24 protein-coding genes are annotated in these 26,332 nt (G+C 53.2%); 15 read left to right on the top strand and 9 right to left on the bottom strand.

What is annotated here, in order from left to right:
• Positions 1-101: 101 nt before the first annotated feature.
• The gene (gene lipA, locus AB9F26_RS06990) at positions 102-1,052 is read left to right on the top strand and encodes a lipoyl synthase (protein WP_335585524.1); all 951 of its coding nucleotides are present in this window, start codon (positions 102-104) and stop codon (positions 1,050-1,052) included.
• The gene (locus AB9F26_RS06985) at positions 1,049-2,194 is read left to right on the top strand and encodes an amidohydrolase (protein ID WP_369767688.1); all 1,146 of its coding nucleotides are present in this window, start codon (positions 1,049-1,051) and stop codon (positions 2,192-2,194) included. Before lipA ends, AB9F26_RS06985 begins: the two co-directional genes overlap by 4 nt.
• Positions 2,195-2,198: 4 nt before the next feature.
• On the opposite strand, the gene AB9F26_RS06980 is transcribed toward AB9F26_RS06985, so the two are convergent.
• Both AB9F26_RS06980 and hpt read right to left on the bottom strand, forming a co-directional pair.
• Positions 2,199-2,387, bottom strand: a complete 189-nt coding sequence (locus AB9F26_RS06980; protein ID WP_369767687.1) for a hypothetical protein — start codon at positions 2,385-2,387, stop codon at positions 2,199-2,201.
• Positions 2,388-2,390: 3 nt separating this feature from the next.
• Positions 2,391-2,933: a hypoxanthine phosphoribosyltransferase gene (hpt, locus tag AB9F26_RS06975; protein WP_369767686.1), complete on the bottom strand. Its 543-nt coding sequence runs from the start codon at positions 2,931-2,933 to the stop codon at positions 2,391-2,393.
• 72 nt (positions 2,934-3,005) lie between these two features.
• On the opposite strand from hpt, the gene AB9F26_RS06970 reads away from it, so the two are divergent.
• The gene (locus AB9F26_RS06970) at positions 3,006-3,458 is read left to right on the top strand and encodes a type II toxin-antitoxin system RatA family toxin (RefSeq protein WP_039003581.1); all 453 of its coding nucleotides are present in this window, start codon (positions 3,006-3,008) and stop codon (positions 3,456-3,458) included.
• Between the two features lie 72 nt (positions 3,459-3,530).
• On the top strand, positions 3,531-4,688 hold the full coding sequence (locus AB9F26_RS06965) for a hypothetical protein (RefSeq protein WP_369767685.1): 1,158 nt from the start codon (positions 3,531-3,533) through the stop codon (positions 4,686-4,688).
• 128 nt (positions 4,689-4,816) lie between these two features.
• On the opposite strand, the gene AB9F26_RS06960 is transcribed toward AB9F26_RS06965, so the two are convergent.
• The 4 genes from AB9F26_RS06960 to AB9F26_RS06945 form a co-directional block, all read right to left on the bottom strand.
• Positions 4,817-5,995 (bottom strand): ammonium transporter, encoded by a 1,179-nt coding sequence (locus AB9F26_RS06960; RefSeq protein ID WP_335585528.1) that lies wholly within the window; start codon positions 5,993-5,995, stop codon positions 4,817-4,819.
• A 164-nt stretch (positions 5,996-6,159) separates the two neighbouring features.
• Positions 6,160-6,624: a CinA family protein gene (locus AB9F26_RS06955; protein WP_369757655.1), complete on the bottom strand. Its 465-nt coding sequence runs from the start codon at positions 6,622-6,624 to the stop codon at positions 6,160-6,162.
• Between the two features lie 2 nt (positions 6,625-6,626).
• Positions 6,627-7,145: a phosphatidylglycerophosphatase A gene (locus AB9F26_RS06950; RefSeq protein ID WP_335585530.1), complete on the bottom strand. Its 519-nt coding sequence runs from the start codon at positions 7,143-7,145 to the stop codon at positions 6,627-6,629.
• On the bottom strand, positions 7,142-8,296 hold the full coding sequence (locus AB9F26_RS06945; RefSeq protein ID WP_369767684.1) for a bifunctional 2-C-methyl-D-erythritol 4-phosphate cytidylyltransferase/2-C-methyl-D-erythritol 2,4-cyclodiphosphate synthase: 1,155 nt from the start codon (positions 8,294-8,296) through the stop codon (positions 7,142-7,144). The genes AB9F26_RS06950 and AB9F26_RS06945 overlap by 4 nt, the downstream gene beginning before the upstream one ends.
• Positions 8,297-8,479: 183 nt before the next feature.
• On the opposite strand from AB9F26_RS06945, the gene dusB reads away from it, so the two are divergent.
• The 9 genes from dusB to hflX all read left to right on the top strand — a co-directional run bounded on the left by dusB (position 8,480) and on the right by hflX (position 20,360).
• Positions 8,480-9,478, top strand: coding sequence for a tRNA dihydrouridine synthase DusB (gene dusB / locus AB9F26_RS06940; protein ID WP_369767683.1), 999 nt, complete (start codon positions 8,480-8,482; stop codon positions 9,476-9,478).
• On the top strand, positions 9,471-10,586 hold the full coding sequence (locus AB9F26_RS06935; RefSeq protein WP_052274989.1) for a nitrogen regulation protein NR(II): 1,116 nt from the start codon (positions 9,471-9,473) through the stop codon (positions 10,584-10,586). Before dusB ends, AB9F26_RS06935 begins: the two co-directional genes overlap by 8 nt.
• Positions 10,586-11,962 (top strand): sigma-54-dependent Fis family transcriptional regulator, encoded by a 1,377-nt coding sequence (locus AB9F26_RS06930; protein ID WP_039003549.1) that lies wholly within the window; start codon positions 10,586-10,588, stop codon positions 11,960-11,962. Before AB9F26_RS06935 ends, AB9F26_RS06930 begins: the two co-directional genes overlap by 1 nt.
• Positions 11,963-12,148: 186 nt before the next feature.
• Complete coding sequence (locus tag AB9F26_RS06925) at positions 12,149-14,305, top strand: PAS domain-containing sensor histidine kinase (RefSeq protein ID WP_335585533.1); 2,157 nt, start codon at positions 12,149-12,151, stop codon at positions 14,303-14,305.
• A complete protein-coding gene (locus tag AB9F26_RS06920) occupies positions 14,305-15,720 on the top strand; it encodes a sigma-54 dependent transcriptional regulator (protein WP_335585534.1) in 1,416 nt (471 codons plus the stop codon). The genes AB9F26_RS06925 and AB9F26_RS06920 overlap by 1 nt, the downstream gene beginning before the upstream one ends.
• An 85-nt stretch (positions 15,721-15,805) precedes the next feature.
• Positions 15,806-17,182, top strand: coding sequence for a Trk system potassium transporter TrkA (gene trkA / locus AB9F26_RS06915; protein WP_335585535.1), 1,377 nt, complete (start codon positions 15,806-15,808; stop codon positions 17,180-17,182).
• Positions 17,183-17,184: 2 nt separating this feature from the next.
• On the top strand, positions 17,185-18,702 hold the full coding sequence (locus AB9F26_RS06910) for a potassium transporter TrkG (protein ID WP_335585536.1): 1,518 nt from the start codon (positions 17,185-17,187) through the stop codon (positions 18,700-18,702).
• A gap of 137 nt (positions 18,703-18,839) precedes the next feature.
• Positions 18,840-19,073, top strand: a complete 234-nt coding sequence (hfq, locus tag AB9F26_RS06905; RefSeq protein WP_039003554.1) for an RNA chaperone Hfq — start codon at positions 18,840-18,842, stop codon at positions 19,071-19,073.
• A 6-nt stretch (positions 19,074-19,079) separates the two neighbouring features.
• On the top strand, positions 19,080-20,360 hold the full coding sequence (gene hflX / locus AB9F26_RS06900; RefSeq protein ID WP_335585537.1) for a GTPase HflX: 1,281 nt from the start codon (positions 19,080-19,082) through the stop codon (positions 20,358-20,360).
• 34 nt (positions 20,361-20,394) lie between these two features.
• Here hflX and AB9F26_RS06895 read toward each other — a convergent pair whose 3' ends face one another.
• The gene (locus AB9F26_RS06895) at positions 20,395-22,875 is read right to left on the bottom strand and encodes a penicillin acylase family protein (protein ID WP_369767682.1); all 2,481 of its coding nucleotides are present in this window, start codon (positions 22,873-22,875) and stop codon (positions 20,395-20,397) included.
• A gap of 82 nt (positions 22,876-22,957) precedes the next feature.
• Between AB9F26_RS06895 and AB9F26_RS06890 the strand changes: the two genes are divergently transcribed.
• Positions 22,958-23,863, top strand: a complete 906-nt coding sequence (locus AB9F26_RS06890; RefSeq protein ID WP_369767681.1) for an NAD(P)-dependent oxidoreductase — start codon at positions 22,958-22,960, stop codon at positions 23,861-23,863.
• 69 nt (positions 23,864-23,932) lie between these two features.
• Here AB9F26_RS06890 and AB9F26_RS06885 read toward each other — a convergent pair whose 3' ends face one another.
• Together AB9F26_RS06885 and hemB are read right to left on the bottom strand one after the other, a co-directional pair.
• The gene (locus AB9F26_RS06885; RefSeq protein WP_039003558.1) at positions 23,933-24,511 is read right to left on the bottom strand and encodes a YSC84-related protein; all 579 of its coding nucleotides are present in this window, start codon (positions 24,509-24,511) and stop codon (positions 23,933-23,935) included.
• 153 nt (positions 24,512-24,664) lie between these two features.
• The gene (hemB, locus tag AB9F26_RS06880; RefSeq protein ID WP_369767680.1) at positions 24,665-25,666 is read right to left on the bottom strand and encodes a porphobilinogen synthase; all 1,002 of its coding nucleotides are present in this window, start codon (positions 25,664-25,666) and stop codon (positions 24,665-24,667) included.
• A gap of 135 nt (positions 25,667-25,801) precedes the next feature.
• On the opposite strand from hemB, the gene AB9F26_RS06875 reads away from it, so the two are divergent.
• A complete protein-coding gene (locus tag AB9F26_RS06875; RefSeq protein ID WP_335585541.1) occupies positions 25,802-26,329 on the top strand; it encodes a component of SufBCD complex in 528 nt (175 codons plus the stop codon).
• The last annotated feature ends 3 nt before the right edge of the window (positions 26,330-26,332 follow it).

Below are 26,332 nucleotides of genomic sequence, written 5' to 3'. Positions count from 1 at the left end.
AAGCTTACGCCCCCTATTGCAAGCCTGTTATGCATGTGTAACTTGGCTCTGGTAGCCACATGAAAAAGCGATATATTGTGGTTAATCAAGGGAAATATTCTATGCGTGATCTAAAAATACCGGCCGAACGTCATCCTGAAAAGGCAAAACGTCCGGACAATCCACAGCCCAAGAAGCCAAGCTGGATCCGCGTAAAGGCGCCCGGCGGCAAAGGCTATGCTGAAACGCATAAGATTATGCGCGAGAATAAGCTGACCACGGTTTGCGAAGAAGCTGGCTGTCCGAACGTTGGCGAATGTTGGTCCCAAGGGCATGCCACGATGATGATTATGGGCGAGGTTTGTACCCGCGCCTGTACGTTCTGCAATATCGCGACCGGCAAGCCCCCCGAAGATTTGGATGCGTTTGAACCGGGCCGTGTTGCCCATGCGGTCAAGAAATTGGGCCTCAATCACGTGGTGATTACCTCTGTGGATCGCGACGATATTGAGGATGGTGGTGCCGAACACTTCGCCCAGACCATCCGCGCCATTCGCAAGCAATCGCCCAATACAACGATCGAAATTCTGACGCCCGACTTTATTCGCTGTGACCCAAAGGTTCTCGAAGTGGTCGTTGAGGCGCGTCCTGATGTGTTCAATCACAATCTCGAAACGGTGCCCGGCCTTTATCCCGAAGTCCGCCCCGGTGCGCGCTATTTCCATTCTCTGCGCCTTTTGCAGAGGGTTAAAGAAATGGACCCGTCGATGTTTACCAAATCGGGTATCATGGTCGGTCTTGGCGAAGACAAGCAAGCCGTGATGCAAGTCATGGAAGACATGCGCGCCGCCGACATCGATTTCCTGACCATTGGTCAATATCTTCAGCCAACGCCCAAGCACCACGCGATTGATCGGTTTGTGACGCCCGAAGAATTCAAAACCTATGAAAAAGCCGCCTATGGCAAAGGGTTCCATATGGTTTCAGCCACGCCGCTCACCCGCAGTTCCTACCACGCTGGGGACGATTTCGCGCGCTTGCGGACGGCGCGTTTACAGAAATTGGGGCGTTGAGCGCGAACCTCAACTGGGTTCGGGATTTACGGCACGCGTTGCACGTGATCGCGGAAGTCTCGGGTCAAGAACATAAAACTTCGGCGCTTATTGCGCAGGAGTTGAAGCGGTTTGCTCCCGATAAGATTCTAAAATCCGTCGGCGGGCAGGGTGTTATTGCCCTCTTTCATGGTGCGCAAGCTGGCCCGACTATTGGATTTCGCGCCGAGCTTGACGCGTTGCCGATTTATGAGTTGTCAGACATTTCCTACCGCTCCGAAAACGACGGTGTTGCGCATCTATGTGGGCATGACGGGCATATGAGCATGGTACTTGCCCTTGCCGAAGAGCTTTCAAAACAGCGGCCCAAGTCAGGCACCGTCGCACTCATTTTCCAACCCGCCGAGGAAACAGGGCAGGGTGCAAAAGCCCTTGTTCAAGATCCGAAATTCGCGGCGTTAAAGCTGGATTACCTGTTTTCGCTCCACAACGCACCCGGACAGGACGTGGGGAAAATTCAAATTCCGGCAACGGCTGCCAATTGCGCTTCTCGGGGTTTGAAAATTATGCTGACGGGAAAAACCAGCCACGCGGCGGCTCCCCATGACGGGCTTTCCCCCATGCCAACCGTTGCCCGTCTGATGCCTGCTTTGGCCGCACTTGCGTACCCTTCCGGCGGCGTCCAATCGCCCGATTTCTCGCTCGTAACCCTGACGCATGCAACGCTCGGAAAACCAACCTTTGGAATCGCGCCTGGTTATGCCGAGATTTGGGCCACCCTGCGCAGTCGCTCGGATGCGGCAATGGAAAACCTGTGCCAACAGGCCGAAACACTTGCGACTCAGGCTGCGGCCGAAGTTGGACTTGAGCTGGAATTTTCCTACCATGACGTTTTTGACGCCTGCGAAAATCACCCTCAGGCGGTAAACCTGTTAAAAAAATCCCTGCGAAAGGCGCAAATTCCTTTTGAAATAGCCCAACAGCCGCAACTTTGGTCCGAGGATTTCGGGCAATATTCACAGTCAGCACACACGGCGATGTTCTGGCTTGGGTCGGGTACAGATCAACCCCAACTTCATACGCCAACCTATGATTTCCCAGACGAGATTTTACCCGTAGGAACGGGCGCTTTTCTGGCGGTAATCCGAGAATACCTAGGATAATCGCCTAATTCTGAACTTTGATTTTGGACGGGCGTTCGCTGCTCAACTCTTGCGGCCAGCCGACCCAACGCTCCACAGAATAAATAGCACCACAGGCCAAAACCACTCCAAACACCACCAAAACACGGCGTAAGGATGGCGGTTTATCCGTCCATAAACGTATGCGAAGAAATTGGCGCGGGTTAAGGCTCATGATCTATTCCTCGATAAAACGAACTTTGCCGATATACGGAAGGTTGCGGTTTCGTTGCGCAAAATCAATGCCATAGCCGACAACGAATTCGTCTGGGATTTCAAAACCAGTCCAGTCGGCGCGGAAATCTACTTCGCGGCGTTCGGGTTTATCAAGCAAAGCGCAGGTTTTTAGGCGCGCTGGGTTCCGGCTTAACAGCATATGCGTCACATGCGAGAGCGTGTGCCCCGTATCGACAATGTCCTCTACAACCAGGACATCGCGGCCTTCAATCGCACCGCGCAAATCTTTCAAAATGCGCACTTCGCGACTGCTCTCTGTGCTATTCCCATAGGAGGACGCCTCGAGAAAATCGACCTCTACGGGCAAATCCAATTCGCGCACAATGTCGGCGATAAACACAAAGGAGCCGCGCAAAAGGCCGACAACAATCAATTTATCCGTGTCTCGAAACTCGGCTTCAATCTCGTGGGCGAGTATTTCAATCCGAGCCGCAATCGATTTGGCCGAGATCATTTGGTCGATGACATATGGACGCGTTGGCATGAAACCCCCCTTGCATTTGGGCGCGGAGTACACGAAATGGGGGGGCAACGCCATGTAAAAATTGGAAACACAATGTCTAGCCACCAAGAAACGCGCATATTGCCCTATTCCGCCGAGCAGATGTACGATTTGGTCGCTGATGTGGCAAAATACCCAGAGTTCCTACCGTGGTGTAGTGGTGCACGCATTCGTTCCGTTACGCCGATTGACGGCGGCGACGAGGTTCTTGCGGACCTTGTGATCAGCTTCAAAGTGTTTCGCGAGCGTTTTGGCAGTCGCGTGCGTTTGTTTCCCGCGCAAAGCTTGATTGAGACAGAATATCTTGATGGACCATTTAAATACCTCAAAAGCCATTGGAAATTCCGTGACATTGATGCTGGTGGTTGCGAAGTAGAGTTCTATGTGGATTTTGAGTTCAAAAACATCATTCTGCAGAAACTCATCGGTGTCGTTTTTAACGAAGCCATGCATCGCATTGTGAGAGCTTTTGAAATCCGTGCCAAGTATTTATACCCGATGCCTTAAAGGTCCCTATTGGAGTTCCTTTTTGTTTTTTTGACTAGGAAGGATAACAATGTCTGAAAATAGGAAGAAAAAATGAAGGAAGTCATACTACACATCGGAATGCACAAAACAGGATCGTCATCCATTCAGGCGAGCCTCGAAAACTACTCCGATGACACCACGACTTATGCACGCTTTGAGGAGACTAACCACTCAATGGCGCTCTCCACTATTTTTTCCGAAACGCGATATGACTATCATCTCTGGAAGATTGTGGGCCTTTCCAAAGATGAGATTGATGACAAAAAGAGACACTATCTAGAGGTTCTTGAAAAAGATTTAGTTGATCCCAAATTTGAAAGGTTAATCATTTCTGGAGAAGGCATTAGCATGTTGCTCTGGGAGGAAAAACGTTCATTGCTTCGCTTCTTTAAGTCTAGAGGTATTCGGGTCAAGGTTGTCTGTTTTGTGCGTGCGCCCAATGACTTCGCTACATCTGCAATTCAGGAACGTATTAAAGGCGGTGCCCTTAAAACTCTGCCATATATGGACCCTGTCTATAGGCAGCGCTTACTGTACTTTAGTAAAAATCTACCAAAGGAAAGCTTGATCGTAAAAGATTTTGCAGATGTTGTGAGCGAATATGGTGATGTCGTTACGGGCTTTGCAGCTATTTGTGGGTTGGACAGTGAACGCATTGACCGAAAGCGGGTGAATGAATCTTTGTCGGCGACCGCAACGAAGCTTGTGTACCGGCTTAATAAGCTACCTATTACTATTTTCGGTAATCATGACCGCGTTATGGCGAGACAAAAACTAATAAACATTCTATCAATGGCTTTTCCTACTTCAGGTGATGATAAGCTTGATGCTGGCGTCCTGTGCGGGCTTTTGAGTCCTACAGTAGATGATGATGCAAAGTTTCTCCTAGATAGCTTTCACGTGGATTTCACTCAAGTTTCGCATGCGTCAAATTTGGACTCTTGCGAAAAATATCTTTCCGATTTGTCGGACATAACGCCAAAACTATTATTTGATGCCTTGAAAAAACAACAAGTCCGATTGCCGCGCTGCAATACGATTGATGAGATTCTTACGAAATTATATCAAGAATGTTTACAAGAACGCTCTAACGTTTCCAAACTTGAATCTAGTGTCACGCACCTCCGTAATCTTGCATTGAAAACCGGAGAGCAAGGATGGCTCTTTAGGAGCGGAAAGCATGTGTGGAAGTTTTGGCATCGGAGATAGGGTAGATTTAGCATGCTTGTTTCCGGTTATAGCTTAGAAAAGCGGCGGAAAAGTTAGTCGGTGCCTTGCGTTTTTCCAAAAAAATAGGACCGCGCAGCAAAGCACGGCCCCATTATTGTATTCGCTGACTACGAGTTGAATTCGTAAGCGCGCTCACCGTGTTCTTCGAGGTCGAGGCCATTTGCCTCCATTTCCTCTGTCACGCGGAACATCACGACCATGCTGGCCAATTTGACCAAAACCACAGTGACAACCAGTGTAAATCCGCCCACGATTGCCAGCGAGCCGAGTTGCGCTGTCCATGTGCCATAGCCAAACACCGCAATCATAATCGTGCCGAAAATACCGCCAACACCGTGCACCGCAAACACGTCCAATGTGTCGTCTAATTTGATGCCGTTGCGGATGAAATTCACGGCTTCCTGACACAGAATGCCTGCGACGGCGCCGATGATCAGGGCTTCGACGGGGCCAACGAATCCCGAAGCGGGCGTGATCGACGCAAGGCCCGCGATGGTCCCTGTGACAATCCCCACGAGGCTGGCTTTGCCATATTTAACACGTTCCCAGAAGGCCCACGTAAGTGAAGCGGTTGCCGCTGAAATATGTGTGACGGTGATCGCCATAGCTGCGCCGCCGTCTGCTGCGAGCTGTGATCCGCCGTTAAAGCCAAACCATCCAACCCAAAGCATGGACGCGCCGAGCATCACCAATGGCGGCGAGTGGGGCGGCTTGGTCGCCACCCTGCGCGCGCCCAACATCACCGCCAAAACGAGGGCTGCGATCCCTGCCGTTTCATGCACAACGATGCCGCCCGCGAAGTCTTTGACGCCGACCGCGCCAAATATCCCGCCGTCCGACAGGAATCCTCCGCCCCAAATCCAGTGGACCACGGGCGCATAGCACAACAGCATCCACAGGCCCGAAAACAACATTACAAACCCAAAACCGATCCGCTCAACATAAGCCCCAACGATCAACGCGGGTGTGATGATCGCGAAGGTCATTTGGAACGCAAAGAACAATACTTCCGGCAGAGTTCCCGTGAGGCTGTCGACAGTCACCCCATCGAGAAACATTTTGCCCAAGCCGCCCCAATAGGCGTTCCCGTCGCCAAACGCGATGGTATAACCAAAGGCGAACCATAGAACGCTCATTAAACACGCAATTGCATAACAATGCATGAAGACGCTGAGCACATTGCGCGCCCGCACGAGTCCGCCATAAAACAGCGCAAGCCCTGGTATTGTCATAAACAAAACCAAAGCCGTTGCGACCAAAATCCAAGCTGTATCTGCCCCGTTCATATTCCGCTCCGTTCGTTCCAAAAATCCGGTGTTAAGGGGTTGAAGCGACTTGTGCTTGCTGAGGAAAGAGGCAAGGGCCTGCCTTGGGGTCTAAAATACGGGCAGTTCTAAAAGTCGCTAAAATATGCGCAGTATTTTAGCGTCCTGCACAAAAAAACGTCAAATTAAGAAAGTGCGCGTAGCAAAAGTGCGAGGGCGTGGTCTCGGGCTTTTATCCGCACATTGTCGCGCCCTAAAGCGCCAAATTCGACGGTTTCACTATGTGTGTCCTGCCCCAAACCAGCGACTCCAAAACACACGCGCCCCTCGGGTTTAAACTCGCTACCACCGGGGCCGGCGATCCCCGTGATCGACACCGCAAGGGTGGCGTTTGAATGCGCGAGCGCGCCCTCGGCCATCTCACGTGCCACTTCCTTCGAGACAGCGCCGTGGGCCTTAAGAGTAGTGGCGCTGACGTTTAACATGTCCTGTTTTGCTTGATTGGTATAGGTGATGAAACCGCGATCAAACATGGCAGAGCTTCCCGCGGCGTCGGTCAAAGCCGCGCTGACCATGCCGCCCGTGCAGCTTTCAGCTGTCGCAATCAATGTCTGCTTTACCTTAGCCTTTTCAAGAATTTGCGCGGCCAAGCTCATGTCAGGATAATGTGATAAAGCGCAGCAAAGGCGACAACCACAATCGCCGACATCACGCCTGCGATCACGTCGTCGAGCATGACGCCAATTGCATCGTCGCGCTCGTCCGCCCAGCCAACAGGGCCTGGTTTCGTGATGTCAAAAAGCCGGAAAGCGGCAAAGGCGACGATCCAACCCGGATAGAGTGCCAAAATCGACGCCCCCATGATCTGTGCGCCATAAGACACAGGTAAAAGCGCGATCCACATGCCAGCAACTTCATCAATTACGATCTCACTGGGGTCGTGATCTGTCTTGCCGCGCGTTTCCTTTTCAATAGCCCAAACCCCGATAAAAATAACCGCAATGGTGGCCAAAACCGCCCCCGAAAACCCACCATACAGATGTACGAGCAGGAAGACGGGCAGGGCCGCGAGGCTTCCCCATGTGCCCGGAGCGGGTTTAATCAGGCCTGCGCCGAAGAATACCGCGATGTGTTTGCTGGCTTGGGCCGAGAAGTTTGCGAGTTTGCTCATTTTTTCACCAATGTTGCGGTCGCGATCGAGGCAATGCCTTCGCCGCGCCCAGTAAATCCAAGGCGTTCGGATGTTGTTGCTTTCACACTCACACGATCCACCTCCATGTTCATAATTTCGGCCATTACTATTCGCATATTGGCCGCGTGGGGGCCGATTTTGGGGAATTCACAGATCAAAGTGCAATCCACATTCGAGATTGAAAACCCCATTTCCGTCGCCAGTTCCACTGCGTGACGTAAGAAAATATGGCTTTCAGCGCCCTTCCACTGGGGATCACTTGGGGGAAAATGCTGGCCAATATCTCCCTGCGCCAAGGCACCATAAATTGCATCCGTCACTGCGTGCATACCGACATCTGCATCCGAATGTCCTTGGAGGCCGCGCTCGAAGGGGACGCGCACTCCGCATAAGACAACATGGTCACCCGTGCCAAATCTATGCACGTCAAAGCCATTTCCAAGGCGAATATCCATCGGGTCTTCTTTCATCGCTAAGAGTCGTTCCGCGCGGTCAAAATCTGCGGGATAAGTGAGTTTTAGGTTGTCTTCGTGGCCTTGAGTTATGGTTACGTCTATCCCTAAACTAAGGGCGAGTTCCACATCATCTGCGGCAGCTATACCAGAAGCATGCGCCGTACGAATAGTATTTATTTCAAAGCCTTGCGGCGTTTGTGCGCGGTATAATCCATCTCTTGCCTGCGGGGCGGTTACCTGCCCGTCAGCCCCGCGCCAAAGCGCATCTGTTACGGCAAGAGCAGGAGCGGCGGCGGGACCAGTTTTAAGAGCTTCAATCACGCCATCAATGGTCGATTTTGCCACCAAGGGGCGTGCGCCGTCGTGGATTAACACATGGGTGATCGGGGAAGGAATTTGCGCAAGTCCGCGGGCGACCGAGGCGGAGCGACTATCGCCGCCCTCCACATATATCACATCGGTTCGGCCTTTGAGGGCGTCGCGCGCGCACTCCACTCCACCCATTGGCGCAACAATGATTATTTCGGAAATCAACGGGTGGTTGGAAAAGCAATCGACCGTGTGAGCCACAACCGCGCGCCCCGCGAGCATTTGGAACTGTTTCGCACGCCCAGACCTGTCTGCGCCCATGCGAGACCCATTTCCAGCGGCAACAATTAAAGCAGCAATGCGCATAGGGGATTGTTAACTTTCGTTGTTTTCACGCCCCTTGTTTAAGCAATGCGCGCTTTGAGAACAATGGGCGAGTTGCTGCCTAAATTTTATGCAATGCGTGTTTTTCGCGCAGAATGCACCGTCGCGGAATTGCCTTTTGCTTTTGTGGGGCGTAGCACTGAAATGTGCACAAGGATTAGGCGTTTGACCATTAATATTGCAGATATCATTTTGGACCCACCGGTCCTATTGGCGCCATTGGCCGGAATTACGGATTTGCCGTTTCGCAATCTGGTGTCGTCCTTTGGGGCAGGGTTGGTCGTAAGCGAAATGGTTGCCAGTCAAGAAATGTTTCAGGGCAAACCCGGCGTGCGCGAACGGGCCGAACTAGGGTTTGATAGCAGCAATACCTCGGTTCAGATCGCCGGAAAAGACGCCTATTGGATGGGCGAAGCCGCCAAAATGATCCAAGATAACGGCGCGCGTGTGATCGACATTAATATGGGCTGTCCGGCGAAAAAAGTCGTGAACGGCTATTCAGGGTCCGCCCTGATGAAAGATTTGGACCATGCGCTGACGCTGATTGAGGCTGTTGTTGAGGCCGTTTCGGTGCCTGTAACGCTTAAAACGCGTTTGGGTTGGGACGACGCTTTGCTTAACGCGCCCGAACTCGCGGCCCGCGCAGAGGCGGCGGGCATCCGCATGATTACGATCCACGGACGGACTCGCTGCCAGTTTTACAAAGGTCGCGCCGACTGGGAAGCGATTGCCGGTGTCAAAGCCGCCGTTTCCATTCCCGTCGTGGCGAATGGGGACATTATCAATGCCGACACCGCGCGTCAGGCCCTTGCACAATCTGGCGCGGATGGTGTGATGATTGGCCGTGGCGCACAGGGAGTGCCGTGGATTTTGGCACAGGTTGCCGCCGATCTTTTTGGCTCCGCACCCCCCGAAATCCCGCAGGGAAATGCCCTGATCGACATGGTTTCGGGGCACTATGAAGCCATGCTTGAATTCTATCCCGTCCCTCTTGGCGGGCGCGTCGCACGCAAACATCTGGGCTGGTACATGGATGGCGTTCACACCCCAGCCGCCCTGCGCAAAGCCGTTTTAATCGCGAAAAACCCCAAAACTGTGTTGGCGCTACTGCCCGATGCTCTTTCTCCTGACCATTGCCCGATCGAAGGACTAACCGATGATTGAATATGACATTGACCTCTGGGCGTCGCTGCCAATTCCAGCGCTGATCCTTGACGATGCAGATTGCATTCTCGAGAGCAATGCCGTTGCCGAAGCCTTTTTAAACTCCTCCGCAAAAATGCTCATAGGGGCGTCGGTGTGGGACAAAGTTATGATCGACTCGCCGCTCGAAACCAGCTTTCAGCGTGTCCGAAAAGACCATTCCGCGTTATTTATCAATGATGTCGACGTGGGAAGTGGCGAGCGCGCGCCCGTGCTGTGCAACATTCAAATTGCGTCCCTGAGCTCTAGTAAAGGCGAGCGGACGGGTAAAATCCTCCTGCTGATATCGCCGCGCGAAATTGCCGATCGTTTAGGGCGGAGCCATTCGGTCAAAACTTCGGCGAAATCCGCGATCGGGATGGCGGAAATGCTGGCCCATGAGATTAAAAACCCGCTCGCGGGCATTACGGGGGCCGCGCAACTCTTGGCGATGAACCTGTCGAATGATGATCAAGAAATGACCGACCTCATTGTCCAAGAATGCCGTCGGATTGTGAAACTTCTGGAGCAAGTCGAGCAATTTGGCAATGTCCTCAAACCCCAGTGTACCGCCGTGAATATCCATGATGTGCTTGATCGCGCGCGGCGTTCGGCGATGGTGGGTTTTGGCGCACATATGGAAATCATTGAGGATTACGATCCCTCCATGCCACCCACATGGGGTGATATGGACCAGCTCCTACAGGCGTTCCTCAACCTTTTGAAAAACGCCTCGGAGGCCAATAAAAACGGCGGCAAAATCCGTATTCATACCTTCTATGAAAACTCGATGCGCCTACGTCGGACAGACGGGTCTGGCTCGGTCCCGCTTCAAATTGAGATCATTGACGATGGCCCTGGATTGCCGAGCGAAATTGCGGGGGACATCTTTGAACCCTTTGTTTCGGGGCGTGAGAATGGCACGGGGCTTGGCCTTGCGTTGGTGAGTAAAATCATCTCGGAGCACCAAGGCTGGATTGCCGTTGACTCGTCCCCCGGGCGCACCGTGTTTCGGATTTCGCTGCCTGTTGCCCCAAAAGAATCCGCAGTTGATGCGCCCAACACTCAAAATAAAACGGAGATCCTATAATGGACGGTACAGTTCTTGTCGCTGACGACGACCGCACAATTCGCACAGTTCTAACGCAAGCACTGACTCGGGCGGGCTGTAAAGTGCACGCAACCTCGTCGTTAATGACGTTGATGCGCTGGGTCGAAGAAGGGAAGGGCGATTTGGTGATTTCCGACGTGATGATGCCCGACGGCAATGGCATAGAGGCCCTGCCACGCATCGGAGAATTGCGCCCCGGATTGCCGGTAATTGTGATTTCCGCCCAAAACACGATTATGACCGCGATCCAAGCTGCCGAAGCCGAGGCCTATGACTATTTGCCTAAGCCGTTTGACCTGCCCGATTTGATGAAACGCGCCGCGCGCGCTCTTGAGATTAAACGCCGCGTCAATCCCTTGTCCCACGAGACCGGCGCGCCGCGAGAATCCACCCAAGATGATCTGCCGTTGGTGGGGCGCACGGCCCAAATGCAAACCCTCTATCGACTGGTAGCGCGAGTGATGAACACCGACTTGACGGTGATGATCTCGGGTGAAAGTGGCACGGGCAAGTCGTTGATCGCGCGAGCAATTCACGACTTTTCTGACCGCCGCACTCAGCCATTCATTGTGGCCTCCGCCAATGATTTGCAGGGCATGGACGGGCCAGCCACCGTTATTTCACGCGCCAAAGGCGGCTCGATCCTTTTTGACGAAGTGGGCGATCTCGACGCCGACGCACAGGCCCGTGTAGTGCGTATGTTGGATAGTTTTGGCGATAATGCACCGCGTATTATGGCGACGAGTCAGTCGAATTTGAGCCTGAAAATGGAGGCAGGGACGTTCCGCCAAGACCTCTATTACCGCCTCTGTGGTGTGACCATCACGGTGCCGTCCCTGCGCGAACGGGTCGATGATATCCCGCTTCTTGCTGAACATTTCCTTGCGAAGGCTGAGCGCGAAGGAGCCTCTTTGCGTCGGATTGGACCGGATGCAATGGAACTCATTCGCGCCTTTAGCTGGCCTGGAAATGTACGCCAGTTGGAGAATTCCGTGCGCCGTTTGGTTTTGACCAGCGTCGGCGAAGAAATTAATCGGGCCGAAGTTGAGCTTGTCCTCGGGAATCAGCCAGTAATCGAACCCGCGAATGGTGGCCGCGAGGGCGAATTGCTCTCGGCCTCGGTGGCAAAACATCTGCGTCGTTATTTTGACCTTCATGGCGGTGCGTTGCCGCCGACAGGCGTTTATCAACGTATTCTGCGTGAAGTTGAGACGCCATTGATCGAGATATCACTTGATGCAACGGGTGGAAATCAGGCGAAATGCGCCGATTTACTTGGGATTAACCGAAATACTCTCAGAAAGAAGATCACAGAGCTCGAAATTAACGTGACACGCCGCCGCAAATTGATGTAAAAGAGCAACATACCCGTTGCAAGAAGGCTGCTACCCTTGTGACAGACGGTATATATTGTGGCGTGCCTATCGAAGGGCACAGTATCTTTGGGGGACGCGGTGCCAAGTTTGGTCCGTAGTGCGACATTCAATAGGCTTATACGTTTAAGGCGCCAAAAGCGTTTTCAAAACTTCGCGACCCTCGGAATGGTGGTTTTGGGGCCTATTCTGGCTGCTGCGACGTTTGTGATTCTTGGGCCACTGGAAGTTTCGACAGGCCCCAATAGTCTGCGGCTGATTCTGCTGGCGGATATGATCTATGCCCTCGTCGTTGCGGCCTTGGTTCTCCAACAAGTCGTGCGCATGGTGTCTGCACGGCGGGCAAAATCCGCGGGTTCAAAACTCCACCTTCGACTGACGGGTGTTTTTGCCCTCGTGACGCTTTTGCCGACCATTTTGGTCGCTGTGTTCGCCATGTTGACGGTGAATGTCGGGATTGAAGGCTGGTTTTCGGACCGTGTGCGACAGGTGGTTTCAAGCTCACTGGATGCCGCCCAAGCCTATGAAGCCGAGCATCGTCGCGATCTTGTTTCCGACGCCGAGCAGCTTGGAAATGACATCGACATTGAGGCCTTGGGGAATTTTCGCATGTCCGACGGCGATTTGCGCGAGATTTTGACCAATGCCCAAGCCAATGTGCAACGCGGCCTGCGCGAAGCTTTTGTCGTTGACGGGGCAGGGACCATTCGGGCCCGCGGGGATCGGTCTTATTTGTTCAACTATGAACAACCCAAATCTTCTGATTTTGACAAAGCCAGCAAGGGCGAAACTGTTGTCATTAAGGACTGGGAAAACAACGAATTTCGCGCCCTTGTCGCGCTTTCAGGGCTAACAGATCGCTACCTGTACCTGTCGCGAGAGGTCGATGGGGATATCCTAAGCCTGTTGGACGAAACAAAACAAAACGTTTCCCTTTATGAACAATTGGAAAAGGATCGCGGTAAAATCCTGTTTGAGTTTGGCCTGCTGTACCTTGGGTTTGCCGTCATTTTGATCCTTGCCGCGATTTGGCTCGGACTTTGGTTTGCGGAGCGTCTTGCGCGACCCGTGGGACGGTTGACCAGTGCGGCGCAACAGGTTGGCGCAGGCAATTTGAACGTGCGCGTATATGAGGAGGCTGGCGACGACGAAATCGCGCTCCTGTCGCAATATTTCAACCAAATGACGGGGCAATTGCGGGAGCAACGGGAGACTTTGCTCCAGAATACACGCCAAATTGAGGATCGCCGCCGCCTTTTTGATTCCGTTTTAAGCTCGGTCACGTCCGGCGTTGTCGGGTTGGATGCGGATGGAGGCGTTGATTTTGTAAACCGTTCGGCACAGGGGTTGTTGAATATAAATGACTCTGGCAATCAAAAGCTGTCGCTTGCGGTGCCAGAATTCGGTGACTTTTTTGCCCGCACACAAGCCAACCGTGCAGAATCCGCGCAGGAAGAAGTTCTTGTCGTGCGGGACGGGAAGCAAGAAAACCTCCTCGTGCGGATCGCCCCACGGCGCGGTTCCGGTGGCGCATTGGAAGGGTACGTTGTGGCCTTTGACGATGTGACCGACCTCGTTTCTGCCCAACGCATGGCCGCTTGGGGCGATGTGGCGCGTCGGATCGCGCATGAAATTAAAAACCCGTTGACGCCAATCCAGCTATCGGCGGAACGCTTAAAGCGAAAATATTCCTCAAAGCTTTCGGAAGAAGATGCAGAAGGCATGGCCTATATGACCGATGTTATTGTGCGTAAAACCAATGACTTGCGGCGTATTGTTGATGAGTTTTCCAAGTTTGCGCGCATGCCAGAACCAGAACTCCGCAGTCATGATCTGACCGAAATTATGCGGGACGCCGTTCATCTGCAAACGGGTGCGCTTGATCCCGTGAAGTTAGTCGCTGAGTTGCCAGAGGAGCCTATATTTGCGGATGTGGATTCAACGATGATCGCACAAGCCTTGACCAACATAATTAAGAACGCGGGCGAAGCGGTTGAAACACATGTCGAAAATGGCGTTCCAGATGGGTTTATTCCTATGGTAAAAATTAATATGGAAGCAGATGACGAGACACTGCGCATTCGTATTTCCGACAATGGCATTGGCTTTCCTATTGATCGCTCACGCTTGTTTGAGCCGTACGTAACAACACGCGATAAGGGCACGGGCCTTGGCCTGCCCATCGTTAAGAAAATCATCGAGGAGCACGGCGGGACGCTGGCGCTTTTGGATGCAGAAATATTTGGAAACACAACACATGCAGGCGCTTGTGTGGCTGTTGCCCTTCCTTTGGGCACGCCAAAAAAACTGAAAGAGGTGAGCTGATGAGTGACATTCTTATTGTTGACGACGAACGTGATATTCGTGAACTAATATCGGATATCCTTAAAGATGAAGGCTTTACAACGCGTCTTGCAAGTAACTCTGACGAGTGTATGGATCAAATAGCTTCTGAGCCTCCGAGTTTGATGATCCTTGATATTTGGCTGAAAGATAGCCAAATGGACGGCATCGACATCCTGAAATCGGTGAAGCGCAGCCATCCCGATGTGCCTATTGTGATTATTTCTGGTCACGGGAATATCGAAATCGCCGTCGCCGCGATAAAACAGGGTGCCTATGATTTCATTGAGAAACCCTTCAATATTGACCAGCTTTTGGTCGTTATTACGCGGGCGATGGAAACGTCGCGCTTGCGCCGTGAGAATAGTGAGTTGCGCCGTCGGGACGTAACGCTCAGTGAAATGATTGGATCTAGTTCCGCCTATAAGGCCTTGAAATCAAACCTTGAAAAAGTCACCAAATCCAATGGCCGCATTATGCTGCGGGGACCTGCTGGGTCGGGCAAGGAAAGCGCTGCGCGGTATATTCACAGCGAAAGTGATCGCGCGTCTGCACCGTTTATCGTGGTTAATTCCGCGTCAATTGAACCCGAGCGGATGGAAGAAGTCCTGTTTGGGCGCGAAAGCCCAGAACGCGGGATTGAAACTGGGTTGCTTGAGGAAGCGCATGGCGGCGTTATCTACTTTGATGAAGTTGCCGATATGCCGATGGGGACGCAGAGCAAGATCCTGCGCGTTTTAGTCGATCAGCAATTTCAACGCGTGGGCGGCGGCGAAAAGGTTCGCGTTGATATTCGCGTTATATCGAGCACAAACAGGAACTTGCAGGCCGAGATTGAAGCTGGAAATTTCCGTCAGGAGCTTTTTCATCGTTTGAATGTCGTGCCGATCACCGTGCCCTCGCTTGAAGACCGTCGGGAAGATATTCCCGAGTTGGCCGTCGCCTTTATCGCAGCCTTTAACAAGGATCAGGGGCTACCTTTGCGACATCTTTCGGAGGAAGCGCAGGCCTTGTTACAGACCATGAGTTGGCCTGGAAACGTGCGCCAGTTGAAAAACGTCATCGAACGCATTCTAATTCTTGGCAATGACAGCGAGATTATTGAGGCAAGCGATTTGCCGCAACAGGGCGAGCCGTCTGGTGGGAGCTCGGGCGTTGTTCTTTCGGCGGGTTTGGCGACCTTGCCGCTTCGTGAAGCGCGTGAATTGTTTGAACGCGAGTATTTAATGACGCAAATCAATCGGTTCGGCGGAAATATAAGCCGCACCGCAACCTTTGTTGGTATGGAACGCAGCGCGCTTCATCGCAAACTTAAGTCGCTTGGGATTGTGACCAGCAATAAGACGGGTGCGCGGGTTGCGCATATTGACGATTTTGAGGGCGAGGACTTGGAATAAGCATCACCAATTGACGCACTCAAGGGCATAGGCCATAGATTGCTACAAATGAGAACCCATTGAAGAAGCACAAAAGGGCAGTTTTATGAAGGTCATCATCTGTGGCGCGGGACAAGTTGGCTGGCAAATCGCCCGTCATCTTTCGGGTGAACGCAACGATGTAACGGTTGTGGATAACAATGCCGAACTGGTGCGGCGCGCTATGGATACCTTGGAAGTTCAAGGGGTTGCAGGGTTTGCGAGCTATCCGGATGTTCTCAAGGCGGCGGGGGCAAGTGATGCGGATATGATCATCGCGGCGACCCATTCGGACGAAGTGAATATGGTGACCTGCCAAATTGCCCACTCGATTTTTTCCGTGCCCCGCAAAGTGGCCCGTTTGCGCAGTAAGTCGTACCTCGATGCCATTTATTCCGACCTTTATCGCCGCGATCACATGCCGATCGATGTGGTTATTTCCCCTGAGAAAGAGGTTGCTGCTGCGGCCTTGCAACGCCTCGCGGCGCCTGCTGCCTTTGATACAGAAAGTTTTCTCAACGGCAAAAGCCAGCTTTTGGGGCTTCAACTTGATGCGGATTGTCCGGTTCTAAATACGCCCTTGCGTCAGTTGACGGATTTGTTTTCAACCCTCTCGGCGAACGTGGTTGGTGTGCGTCGCAAAGGGACATTGTTTGCGCCTGTGCCCAATGATCAGCTGTTCGCTGGCGACCAAATTTACGTATTTACTAACAGCGAAGACGTGGCACGTACCTTGGAAGTGTTCGGAAAAGTCCAGCACAAACAAGACCGTGTGGTTATTTTGGGTGGTGGGAATGTGGGGCTTGCCGTGGCCTTGGCGTTGGAAGCAAAAGGCCGCACCGTGCGCACAAAAGTGATTGAGCGCGACCGTGCCATTGCTGAAAAAGCCGCTGACACTTTGGAGCGGACCATCGTTTTGAACGGCGACGGGTTAAGTCCTGAATTGCTTGAAGAGGCCGGAATTGATCGTTCAGACGCTATTTTATGTGTCACCGACGATGATAAAACCAATCTATTGGCCGCGGTGCGCGCCAAGGGTTTGGGCTGTAAAATGGCGATCTGCTTGGTGAATGACCCGTCCTTGGTGCCACTTTTGGCCCCCATGGGGATCGACGCCTATATCAACCCGCGGTCCACAACTGTGAGTTCTATTTTGCGCCATATCCGGCATGGCCGTGTGCGCGAAGTTTACTCCATTGGCGACGCAGAAGCCGAAGTGATCGAGGCGCAAGTGCTCTCGACAAGTCCGATTTCGGGACGGGCGCTGAGGGATATTGAATTCCCTGAGGGTGTTTTGGTGGGCGCCGTTTTGAGCAAGGGCGTCGTGTCGCGGCCCGAAGGCTCCATGCGGATCGAAGAGGGCGATGTGTTAACCATTTTCACCATGGCCGCCGACGTGCCTGAGGTCGAGCGCCTCTTGCAGGTTTCGATCGACTTTTTCTAGCCATGTTAGCCCGTATCCTTGGCCTGCCGTTGTTTGTGATCCTGATGGGGATCGGATCGGTGGCGATGTTTTTGCCCGCGCTTCACGCAGGAGCAACGCGTGATTTTCAAACGGCGAGGGTCTTCTTTTACGGCGGGTTGTTGTTCCTGATTTTCACGTTGATTATCGCGCTGGCAACCGCAAATTATAAGCCGCGTAATGAGACGGGCTCCCATCTCCTGTCGCTTTTTGTGTGTTTTGTGCTGCTGCCGATGATGCTCGCGGTGCCCTTTCATCAAACAGTAACAACATCGACGTTTGGCGAAGCGTATTTCGAGATGGTTTCGTCAATAACGACGACGGGCGCGACGCAATATGCCGACCCAGCGCAACTGCCCCGTTCTGTGCATTTATGGCGGGCTTTGGTGGCGTGGCTGGGTGGGTTTTTCGTTTGGGTAAGTGCCGTGGCCATCCTTGCGCCGTTGAATCTCGGCGGATTTGAGGTCTTGGCTGAGGGGCGGCACGGAACGGGATCGAGCCTGTCCCAGATCTCCCGCGTTGCCGGTGGGTCCGTGCGTTTGCAACGTGCGGCCCTTCGACTCCTCCCGATTTATAGCGGGTTAACGGCGGTATTTTGGGTCTTTTTAATTATCGCGGGTGACCGACCATTTGGGGCGCTTATTCACTCAATGTCGACCTTTGCAACCAGCGGGATTTCGGCCACGGGCGGTATGCAAAACAACTCATCCGCGGGGTTTGGCGAATTTGTCGTCCTGATTGGCATGTGTTTTGCCCTGTCACGCCTGACTTTTTCGTCTGATATGAAGGCCCGTAGCATCAAGGTTCTTAAAACTGATCCTGAAATCCGCATCGCGACCTTTCTTATTATGGCGGTACCGTCGCTGATTTTTATGCGCCATTGGTTTGGTGCCCTCGAAGAACAATCGGTTGAGGATGCGCGCCAAGCACTTTCGGCCCTTTGGGGGAGTATCTTTACGACAGTTTCTTTCCTTTCGACCACAGGTTTTGAGAGCGCCTCTTGGACGCAAGCGAGCCGGTGGTCGGGTCTCGCGACACCAGGGCTTATTCCACTTGGCTTGGCGATGGTTGGTGGCGGTGTGGCCACCACGGCGGGCGGAGTGAAGTTGTTGCGGATTTATGCGCTTTATAAAAACGGGCAGCGCGAAATTGAACGGATTATCCATCCCACAAGTGTCGCGGGATCGGGGCCTGCGGTGCGCCATTTACGGCGGCGTGGGGCTTATGTTGCGTGGATTTTTTTCATGCTGTTTGCCCTCTCGGTGTCCTTCGTGATGCTGCTCTTGGCCTATAACGGTGTTGGTTTCGACAATGCGCTGATTTTGACAATCGCGGCGCTAACGACAACTGGACCCTTGGCAAATGTCGTGACGGAAACACCGATTTCTTATGCGACCTTGTCACCCACGGTAAAGCTGGTTTTAGGGGCGGCAATGGTGGTGGGACGGCTCGAAACCCTTGCCGTTATCGCGCTTTTAAACCCCGACACATGGCGTCGATAGCGGCAAAATTACCATTTCATAAATTTTGATGCTTTTTTTGCACTAGAAACTATACGCATGGATAGTCATACTGACAGATAAGACCGAAACAGCCTTTAGTGCTGGCATATAAAAACAAGAAAAAAGGCTATAAAACAATGGCTGCCGACAAACAGAATTTACAAGACGCCTTTCTGAATCATGTTCGCAAGACAAAGGTTCCAGTTACTATTTTCCTCATTAACGGTGTGAAACTTCAGGGTGTTATCACTTGGTTTGACAATTTCTGCGTGCTTTTGCGTCGCGATGGTCAATCTCAGCTGGTGTATAAACACGCGATTTCAACAATCATGCCGTCTCAGCCGATCAGCCTTTACGACGGCGAAGAATAGGCAAAAATGGGCGAAGAAATTCCCGAGAAGTCCGTAACGCCGGTTTGGGTGCTGCATCCTGATTTGCGTAACGACCGCTTTCGCCGTGATCCAGAATTCGCTTTGCAAGAGGCGGTTTCTCTCGCTGAGGCGATGCCCGAAACCGATGTTGTCGGAGCGACAATTGTACCCGTTCCCAAGATTCGGGCTGGGTGGTTGTTTGGCAAAGGCAAAACCGAAGAGCTTAAACAACAGTTTTTGGAAACCCATGTTGATCTCGTCATCATTGACGGTACGTTAACGCCCGTTCAACAGCGCAACCTCGAAGAAGAGTGGAACGTCAAAATCCTCGACCGCACGGGTTTGATCCTTGAGATTTTCTCGGATCGGGCGCGTACCCGTGAGGGTGTGTTGCAGGTTGAAGTGGCGGCATTGTCGTACCAACGCACCCGCCTTGTGCGGGCATGGACCCACCTTGAGCGCCAACGCGGTGGGCTTGGATTTGTGGGCGGACCGGGCGAAACGCAGGTCGAGGCCGACCGTCGTGCTCTTGATGAACGCATCAACAACCTCAAGCGCCAGCTTGAAAAAGTTGTCCGCACCCGCGCCTTGCATCGGCAATCGCGCGCACGCGTACCGTTCCCTGTGGTCGCCTTGGTTGGCTATACCAATGCTGGGAAATCTACGCTTTTCAATCGCTTAACGGGGGCTAATGTCTTTGCGAAGGACATGTTGTTTGCCACACTAGATCCAACCATGCGTTCGGTTGAATTACCGTCCGGCCGAACGATTATTCTCTCGGATACGGTTGGTTTTATTTCCGAACTTCCCACACAATTGGTCGCCTCGTTTCGCGCCACTTTGGAAGAAGTTCTTGAGGCCGATTTGATTTTGCACGTGCGTGATATTTCGCATCCGTTGACCGATCAGCAATCGCGCGATGTGACAACCATCATGACCGATCTTGGCGTGTCTAAGGAGACGCCGTTGATTGAAGTGTGGAACAAAGTCGATCTTTTGGATGACCAAGAACAAGAGGGTATTCTTGCCAAATCCGAGCGCGAAGAGGCAATTTTTGCCACCTCGTCGATTACAGGCCAAGGCATTGAGGCGCTGCTTGATGCGGTGTCCGAAGCGCTAACCGACCCCAAAACCTACCGTGATCTTGTGCTGCCGTATAGCGACGGTAAAAAACGCGCGTGGCTGTTTTCAGAGGGCTTGGTTGAGGCCGAGACCCAAGGCGAAGACGGGTTCCACCTCAAGGTTCACTGGACCGCACGCCAAGAGAAAAACTTCCGCGATATGTAAAAGGCGCGCCATGGATTTGGCGCGACCTTTCCCGTTACTTTGGTTCCGGACTCAAGGTTGCAATCCCAACGGAACCCGCACGCGCGAGGGCGGGATCAAGGCTCATCGGGAGGTATTCCCCGCGGCGCCAAAGCTGCCCCATATCATCATAATGGCGACTTAACGGATGGCCCGATTGCCCCGTTGCGATGATGAAAACAGAACTGTCAGGGTCTGCGAAATCATAAACACCGCGATAGCCCGCCCCTTGAACATTGGAAAACGGTTCGTCTTCCGTGCCAGAGGTGAGGCCCATCATAAGGGTGTTATCACCGCCTGAAGTGCTTTGGCGAATATTGACGAACCATTTGAGAATAGGCGTTTTTCCTAGAACCGCATGGTCGTGGGTTGCCTGATGCGCATCCCCCCAACGCAACGACGTCAACGCGGAACCATAGGTCTGGTCTAGCCATAAAAGCGCATCGTCCAAGGCAATCCGCGCGAGGTCCTTGCAATTCTCGGGCTGGGTGGATTGCACGATGTCACACCACGCGCTTGCGCCGTCGGTATCGCGGTACACGCGGTCGATAAACACGGGATTGACGTGGGTGAACTCATCGGCAAGCGGCCCTAGTTCGTCTTGGATTAACCGTTTTTGCAAGGCCCGCATCCACGCCGCATAGATCAGCGGTTCTGGGAGGTGTTCATTCATTTCCCCGTTCCAATTTGCCAAAAGATCGAGCGCGATTTGGCGGCGGCGTTCGATGGTGCCGTCCGGAGCCTGTGCGCCGGAAAACCATAGATCGGCGGCAATCAACGGCAGAATGCGGCGCGCGGTATAGCTCACGGTATCAAGCTGGCCTTCGATGAAACTCTCGCGGGTGTGGACTTCGCGGTTTTGCATCAGCTTTTTCCAACGTTCAATGCGTTCCGTATCCCCCCAGTAAAAACTTATATGATTGGGGAAGGGACGGTCGATAATCTGGTTGTTGGTATTGCCCAAAATGCCCCCCGCAGGTTTACGGAATTCGGGGTTGAAGCTATAAGGCATGCGCCCTTGCCAACGGTTGTTTTCCAGCCATCCGGGGGCCGGTGTGCGGCCTTGGGTTTGGTGGTTATAGGCGCGACGCGGGGCCGCGCCGAAGGTCTTGAGAGCAATTTCCTTGCCGTCCACCAACGTCACGTTTTGCGCACTGCCGATATAGGTTTCGCCTGCGGCAATGGCCTCGTCGATGGTTTTGGATTTCATCAGCTTCATCAAGGCGCTCACGGAGGTGTCATGCGCTGAAAGCGCGGTCCAACCAAGGGTGGCGACGTGGCCTTGGGGGGTGATTTTCCCGACATTATAGTGGCTTGGCGGTAGGACAGGGCCATTTTCAGTCCAACGCAAAGTCAGGGTGCGCGGCGCGGCGTCCTTCACATGGACGATGGTTTGGCGAATTTCAAAACGTTTGTATCCGGTGGGCGTCAGGTATTCCTCGGAGTCTTCGGGGTTGAGCTGCTCAATAAACAGGTCTTGATCGTCCATGAACGCTGCCGTCAGCCCCCAACCGATGTAGTCCGAGCGCCCAGAGAGGATCACAGGGACGCCCGGAATTGAGGCGCCAATGATGCCGCCCTGTTGCAACTCGATCCGTGCAAGATACCAGATCGATGGCGCGGAAAAGCCCAAATGCGGATCGTTGGCGAGCAGTGTCGCTCCCGCCGCTGAACGCGATGGCGCGGCGGCCCAAGCGTTCGACGCGCCTGCAAAAGCGCGTTTTTTGAACGGCGTAAGGGCCGCGATCATCGGGTCGAGAGGTTCCGCGAATTGCGCATAGATCGGGTATTCAGACTTGGGGAACAGGCTGGTGTATTCTGGCAACGCGTTGATCGGCATGCCCAAGGGATCGGGCAACAGGTCTTTGACCCGCTCTTTGGGGAGGGCCAAAATCGCCCGCGTGCGCAAAATTTCATCTTCAAGCTGGCCTGAAAATTCCAGCGCCATTATTTTCCCAACGGCGATGGAATCCGCGGGAGTCCACGGGGCAATGGCTGTGGGAAACAGGAAAAATTCCGGCGCGCCACGTCCCAACGCCCCCGTATTGATTTGCGCAAGCCAACTGTTGACGCCCCGCGCATAGGCATTGAGCGCCAGCGTAGTTTCGGGATCTTGGTCGCGCACCGAGCGTTTGGCCAAGTCATAGATATCAAGGCGGCGCATCAGGTCGTCGACTTGCAAAGCGCGTTCACCAAAAAGCTCCGACAAGCGGCCTTCAGCGGTGCGGCGCATCAGAACCATTTGCCATAAGCGATCCTGTGCATGGGCGAATCCAAGGCCGAAATAGACGTCCTCGTCGGTTGCGCCAAAAATATGAGGCACACTGGCGTTGTCACGGATAATTTCGACGTCGCCCGTGATTCCGGTCACAACATAATCGGCGTCATATTCGGGAATGGAACGGCTGGCCAAGTAGTAAACGCTGAAAAAAGCCAATGCGATCAAGGTCGCAAGAGCCAGAAACAGACGGGTAAGCCATTTAACAAAGGTCGACATGACGGCTCCAGGTTGACGCGCGGATTGTATACATTAAGGTCTGCCCCAAAGAGACTCGGCATGGAATTCCGATGGGTTTCCAGTGTCTACGCGAAAAAACTTTGGGAGAAAAGCTATGGCGAAAATCACTTTCTTGGGTCTAGGCGTTATGGGCTATCCCATGGCAGGACATCTTGCGGCGGCGGGGCATGAGGTAACAGTTTTTAACCGCACAACCGCTAAAGCCGAGGCTTGGGCCAAGCAACACGGTGGCAATTTTGCGCCGACACCCGCGCATGCAGCCAAAGGCGCGGACTTTGTGATTTCCTGCGTGGGGAATGACGATGATTTACGCGCAGTTTGCACGGGGCCAGACGGGGCGTTTCAATCGATGGCGGAGGGCGCGATTTTCGTTGATCACACCACGGTTTCGGCGGCCGTCACCCGCGAACTTTACGCGATTGCCGCAGAAACTGGCATTGGATTTGTCGATGCGCCCGTGTCCGGCGGCCAAGCAGGAGCCGAAAACGGCGCGCTTTCGGTAATGTGCGGCGGTGATCAGGATAAATATGATGCGGCGGAACCCATCATGCAGGTCTATGCCAAGGTTTGTCGTCGTTTAGGCGAAAACGGGGCAGGGCAATTGACGAAAATGGTCAATCAAATCTGTATCGCAGGGGTCGTTCAGGGGCTTTCCGAGGCGCTGCATTTTGCGGAAAAAGCCGGTCTGGATGGCGAGGCGGTGATCGAGACGATTTCGGCGGGTGCAGCTGGCAGTTGGCAGATGCAGAACCGTTATAAAACCATGTTAGCCGATGAATATGACCACGGGTTTGCCGTTGATTGGATGCGCAAAGACCTTGGTATTTGCCTTGATACCGCTGATGAGAATGGCGCGAGTTTGCCGATGACCGCGCTTGTCGATCAGTTCTATAAAGACGTTCAGAAGCTTGGTGGCAATCGTTGGGACACCTCAAGCTTGTTGAAACGTTTGCGCCATATGGGGTGAACTTTTTCCCTTCGGACATAAAAAAAGGCGGCTCACATGAGCCGCCTTTTTTTATTACATCTCAATCCCTTATGGGATGATGCGCGAGTATTTTGATCCTTCGAGCGTCGCACCCGCCATCAAGCCCGCTTGGCCAAAGACAACGGCGATCACTGGCGCATTGGAGGTTGTTGTCGCAACCGACAGATTGCTGCCTTTGTCATTTACGGCATATTCGATGTCGGCACCTGCGGCCCAACCGCTTGCGCCGCGGAATTTGTTCAACGCAGGTTCGGTCATAAAGAACAACACATAGGCGAGTTGTTGTGCGCCAATTTGAAAGCCAACCGAGGCGGATGTCGCAGAATAGTAGTCGACGGTCGCGTCGTTGATGCGCAGCGCGCCTTTGCCAAACGATCCCCCCACGCCTAAGCCCGCTTTGGTCACCACAGGCATTACCAGCATCCCCGTGGATTTCGCGCCAAGGTCAACAGTTCCGGGATACGTTGCGTACATATGACGTACGGTAGCGTCGACTTGTAGGTCCAATACGGCGGCGCCATCGTTGCCCACGCCATTGCCACAGGCCGCTGTCGTTGCCGCAGCAGCACCTGCTGTCAGCAGAAAGCCGCGACGCGAAAGCCGCTCAAAATGCGTTGGTGTTTTCATTGCTTCGTTCCTCAATTGTTGGTCCCAAACACGTGTTGGAAACCATTTTTAGTGTCGGGTCACACCCGATCTTGTTCAAAACTATAGGGGAGTCCCATAATATTGTCATTATATATAGGTATGTGTTGCGAAAAAATGCGAAAATGTGCCGATTTAACGTCCAGCTAAAAGCCGTGCGGCGCGGGGGGCAAAGTAGGTTAGAATTCCGTCACAACCGGCGCGTTTGAAGGCCATAAGGCTTTCGATCATGGCTTTGTCGCCGTCAATCCAGCCGTTTTGCGACGCCGCCATTTGCATCGCGTATTCGCCGGACACTTGATAAGCAAAGGTCGGCACGCCGAATTCGGATTTTACGCGGTGGCAAATATCTAAATACACCATGCCCGGTTTGACCATGACCATATCCGCGCCCTCGGCCAGATCGCGGGCCACAAGGCGCAGGGCTTCGTCGCTGTTTGCGGGATCCATTTGATAAGTGTTTTTGTCGCCTTTGAGCGCACCAGAAGCGCCAACTGCATCGCGAAACGGGCCATAAAACGCACTGGCGTATTTCGCAGCATAGGACAGGATCGTTACGTTTTGGTGTCCTGCGGCCTCAAGGGCGGTGCGGATTGCGCCGATGCGACCGTCCATCATATCCGACGGGCCCAGAATATCCGCGCCCGCGTCGGCCTGTGCGAGGGCCATTTTCACCAAGGCCTCAACGGTTGCGTCATTGACGATTTCGCCGTCCACAACATAGCCATCATGGCCGTTGATGTTATAGGGATCCAAGGCGATATCCGTCATCACAGCGATTTCTGGAACGGCAGATTTTATAGCGCGGATCGCCCGATTGGTCAGGTTGTCCGGATTCCACGCTTCGGCGCAATCCTCGGTTTTCAGAGACGCATCAGTATAGGGGAACAGGCAGATCGCGGAAATACCCAGATCGGCGGCCTCGCGGGCGGCCTCGACGATTAATTCCACCGAAAGGCGCTCAACGCCGGGCATGCTTTCGATTGGTTGGCGCGTATTTTCGCCAGCGACCACAAAAACTGGCCAAATAAAATCGGCGGGCGACAACGTATTTTCCCGCACCAAAGCCCGCAACGCAGGCGATTTTTTCAAGCGGCGCAGGCGCGCGGTCGGGAAAGGGGCAATAATTGTCGGCATTTTTACGTCCTCATGCAATTCATGTCCTTGGTTGGCATGGATTTTCCCGTCACTCAAGGGTAGGAATCAGCGTAAGCCCGATATAATGTCGCAGTTCTTGCCAAATGGCATGCGACTCTGAAGAAGGAATGCCCCTTGGACTTGTACGCCACAGTTCGTGAACTGATTGATTTACGCTCATTTTCAAACCTTTGGTACTGGATTGGCCTCGCTGTGATTTGGTCCTCGGCCAGCCATTGGGTTTTGGGTGTGCCGCTGGATATGATTCAACGGGCGAAGAAACGCGGCGGCGAGGCGATGGATGATCTTCAGGCCCTCACGCGGATTAGTTGCAATCGCATCCTGTATATCTCCTCGGTGTCCGGACTTTGGCTGCTTGGATTTAGTTGTTTTGTGCTCACAGGCCTTGCCATGTTGGGTTTCTACTACAATGTCGAATTCGCCCAAGCGGTGTTCCTTTTGCTGTTCCCTATGTCGATCGTCGGACTTATTTCGATTTCGACAGCGCGCCTTATTGACGAAAAAAAACCAGAGGGCCTCGCCCTTGTGAAGCAATTGATGCGTCACCGTATTTATGTACAGCTCCTCGGCGTTCTCTCTATCTTTACGACCGCAATGTGGGGCATGGCCCAGAACATGAACTACAGCGTTTTGTTCAACTAATTA

This window comes from Falsihalocynthiibacter sp. BN13B15 (genome assembly GCF_041205415.1).
GTDB classification, from domain to species: domain Bacteria; phylum Pseudomonadota; class Alphaproteobacteria; order Rhodobacterales; family Rhodobacteraceae; genus Falsihalocynthiibacter; species Falsihalocynthiibacter arcticus.
The sequence above is the reverse complement of the archived record's forward strand: the minus strand, read 5'-3'. Positions and strand labels throughout refer to the sequence as shown.

Excerpts from the sequence above, each read along its gene's own strand:
- lipA (WP_335585524.1), top strand. The coding sequence starts at position 102 with ATGCGTGATCTAAAAATACCGGCCGAACGTCATCCTGAAAAGGCAAAA.
- AB9F26_RS06980 (WP_369767687.1), bottom strand. The coding sequence starts at position 2,387 with ATGAGCCTTAACCCGCGCCAATTTCTTCGCATACGTTTATGGACGGAT.
- hpt (WP_369767686.1), bottom strand. The coding sequence starts at position 2,933 with ATGCCAACGCGTCCATATGTCATCGACCAAATGATCTCGGCCAAATCG.
- AB9F26_RS06970 (WP_039003581.1), top strand. The coding sequence starts at position 3,006 with ATGTCTAGCCACCAAGAAACGCGCATATTGCCCTATTCCGCCGAGCAG.
- AB9F26_RS06965 (WP_369767685.1), top strand. The coding sequence starts at position 3,531 with ATGAAGGAAGTCATACTACACATCGGAATGCACAAAACAGGATCGTCA.
- AB9F26_RS06960 (WP_335585528.1), bottom strand. The coding sequence starts at position 5,995 with ATGAACGGGGCAGATACAGCTTGGATTTTGGTCGCAACGGCTTTGGTT.
- AB9F26_RS06950 (WP_335585530.1), bottom strand. The coding sequence starts at position 7,145 with ATGAGCAAACTCGCAAACTTCTCGGCCCAAGCCAGCAAACACATCGCG.
- AB9F26_RS06945 (WP_369767684.1), bottom strand. The coding sequence starts at position 8,296 with ATGCGCATTGCTGCTTTAATTGTTGCCGCTGGAAATGGGTCTCGCATG.
- AB9F26_RS06935 (WP_052274989.1), top strand. The coding sequence starts at position 9,471 with ATGATTGAATATGACATTGACCTCTGGGCGTCGCTGCCAATTCCAGCG.
- AB9F26_RS06930 (WP_039003549.1), top strand. The coding sequence starts at position 10,586 with ATGGACGGTACAGTTCTTGTCGCTGACGACGACCGCACAATTCGCACA.
- AB9F26_RS06925 (WP_335585533.1), top strand. The coding sequence starts at position 12,149 with ATGGTGGTTTTGGGGCCTATTCTGGCTGCTGCGACGTTTGTGATTCTT.
- AB9F26_RS06920 (WP_335585534.1), top strand. The coding sequence starts at position 14,305 with ATGAGTGACATTCTTATTGTTGACGACGAACGTGATATTCGTGAACTA.
- trkA (WP_335585535.1), top strand. The coding sequence starts at position 15,806 with ATGAAGGTCATCATCTGTGGCGCGGGACAAGTTGGCTGGCAAATCGCC.
- AB9F26_RS06910 (WP_335585536.1), top strand. The coding sequence starts at position 17,185 with ATGTTAGCCCGTATCCTTGGCCTGCCGTTGTTTGTGATCCTGATGGGG.
- hfq (WP_039003554.1), top strand. The coding sequence starts at position 18,840 with ATGGCTGCCGACAAACAGAATTTACAAGACGCCTTTCTGAATCATGTT.
- hflX (WP_335585537.1), top strand. The coding sequence starts at position 19,080 with ATGGGCGAAGAAATTCCCGAGAAGTCCGTAACGCCGGTTTGGGTGCTG.
- AB9F26_RS06895 (WP_369767682.1), bottom strand. The coding sequence starts at position 22,875 with ATGTCGACCTTTGTTAAATGGCTTACCCGTCTGTTTCTGGCTCTTGCG.
- AB9F26_RS06885 (WP_039003558.1), bottom strand. The coding sequence starts at position 24,511 with ATGAAAACACCAACGCATTTTGAGCGGCTTTCGCGTCGCGGCTTTCTG.
- hemB (WP_369767680.1), bottom strand. The coding sequence starts at position 25,666 with ATGCCGACAATTATTGCCCCTTTCCCGACCGCGCGCCTGCGCCGCTTG.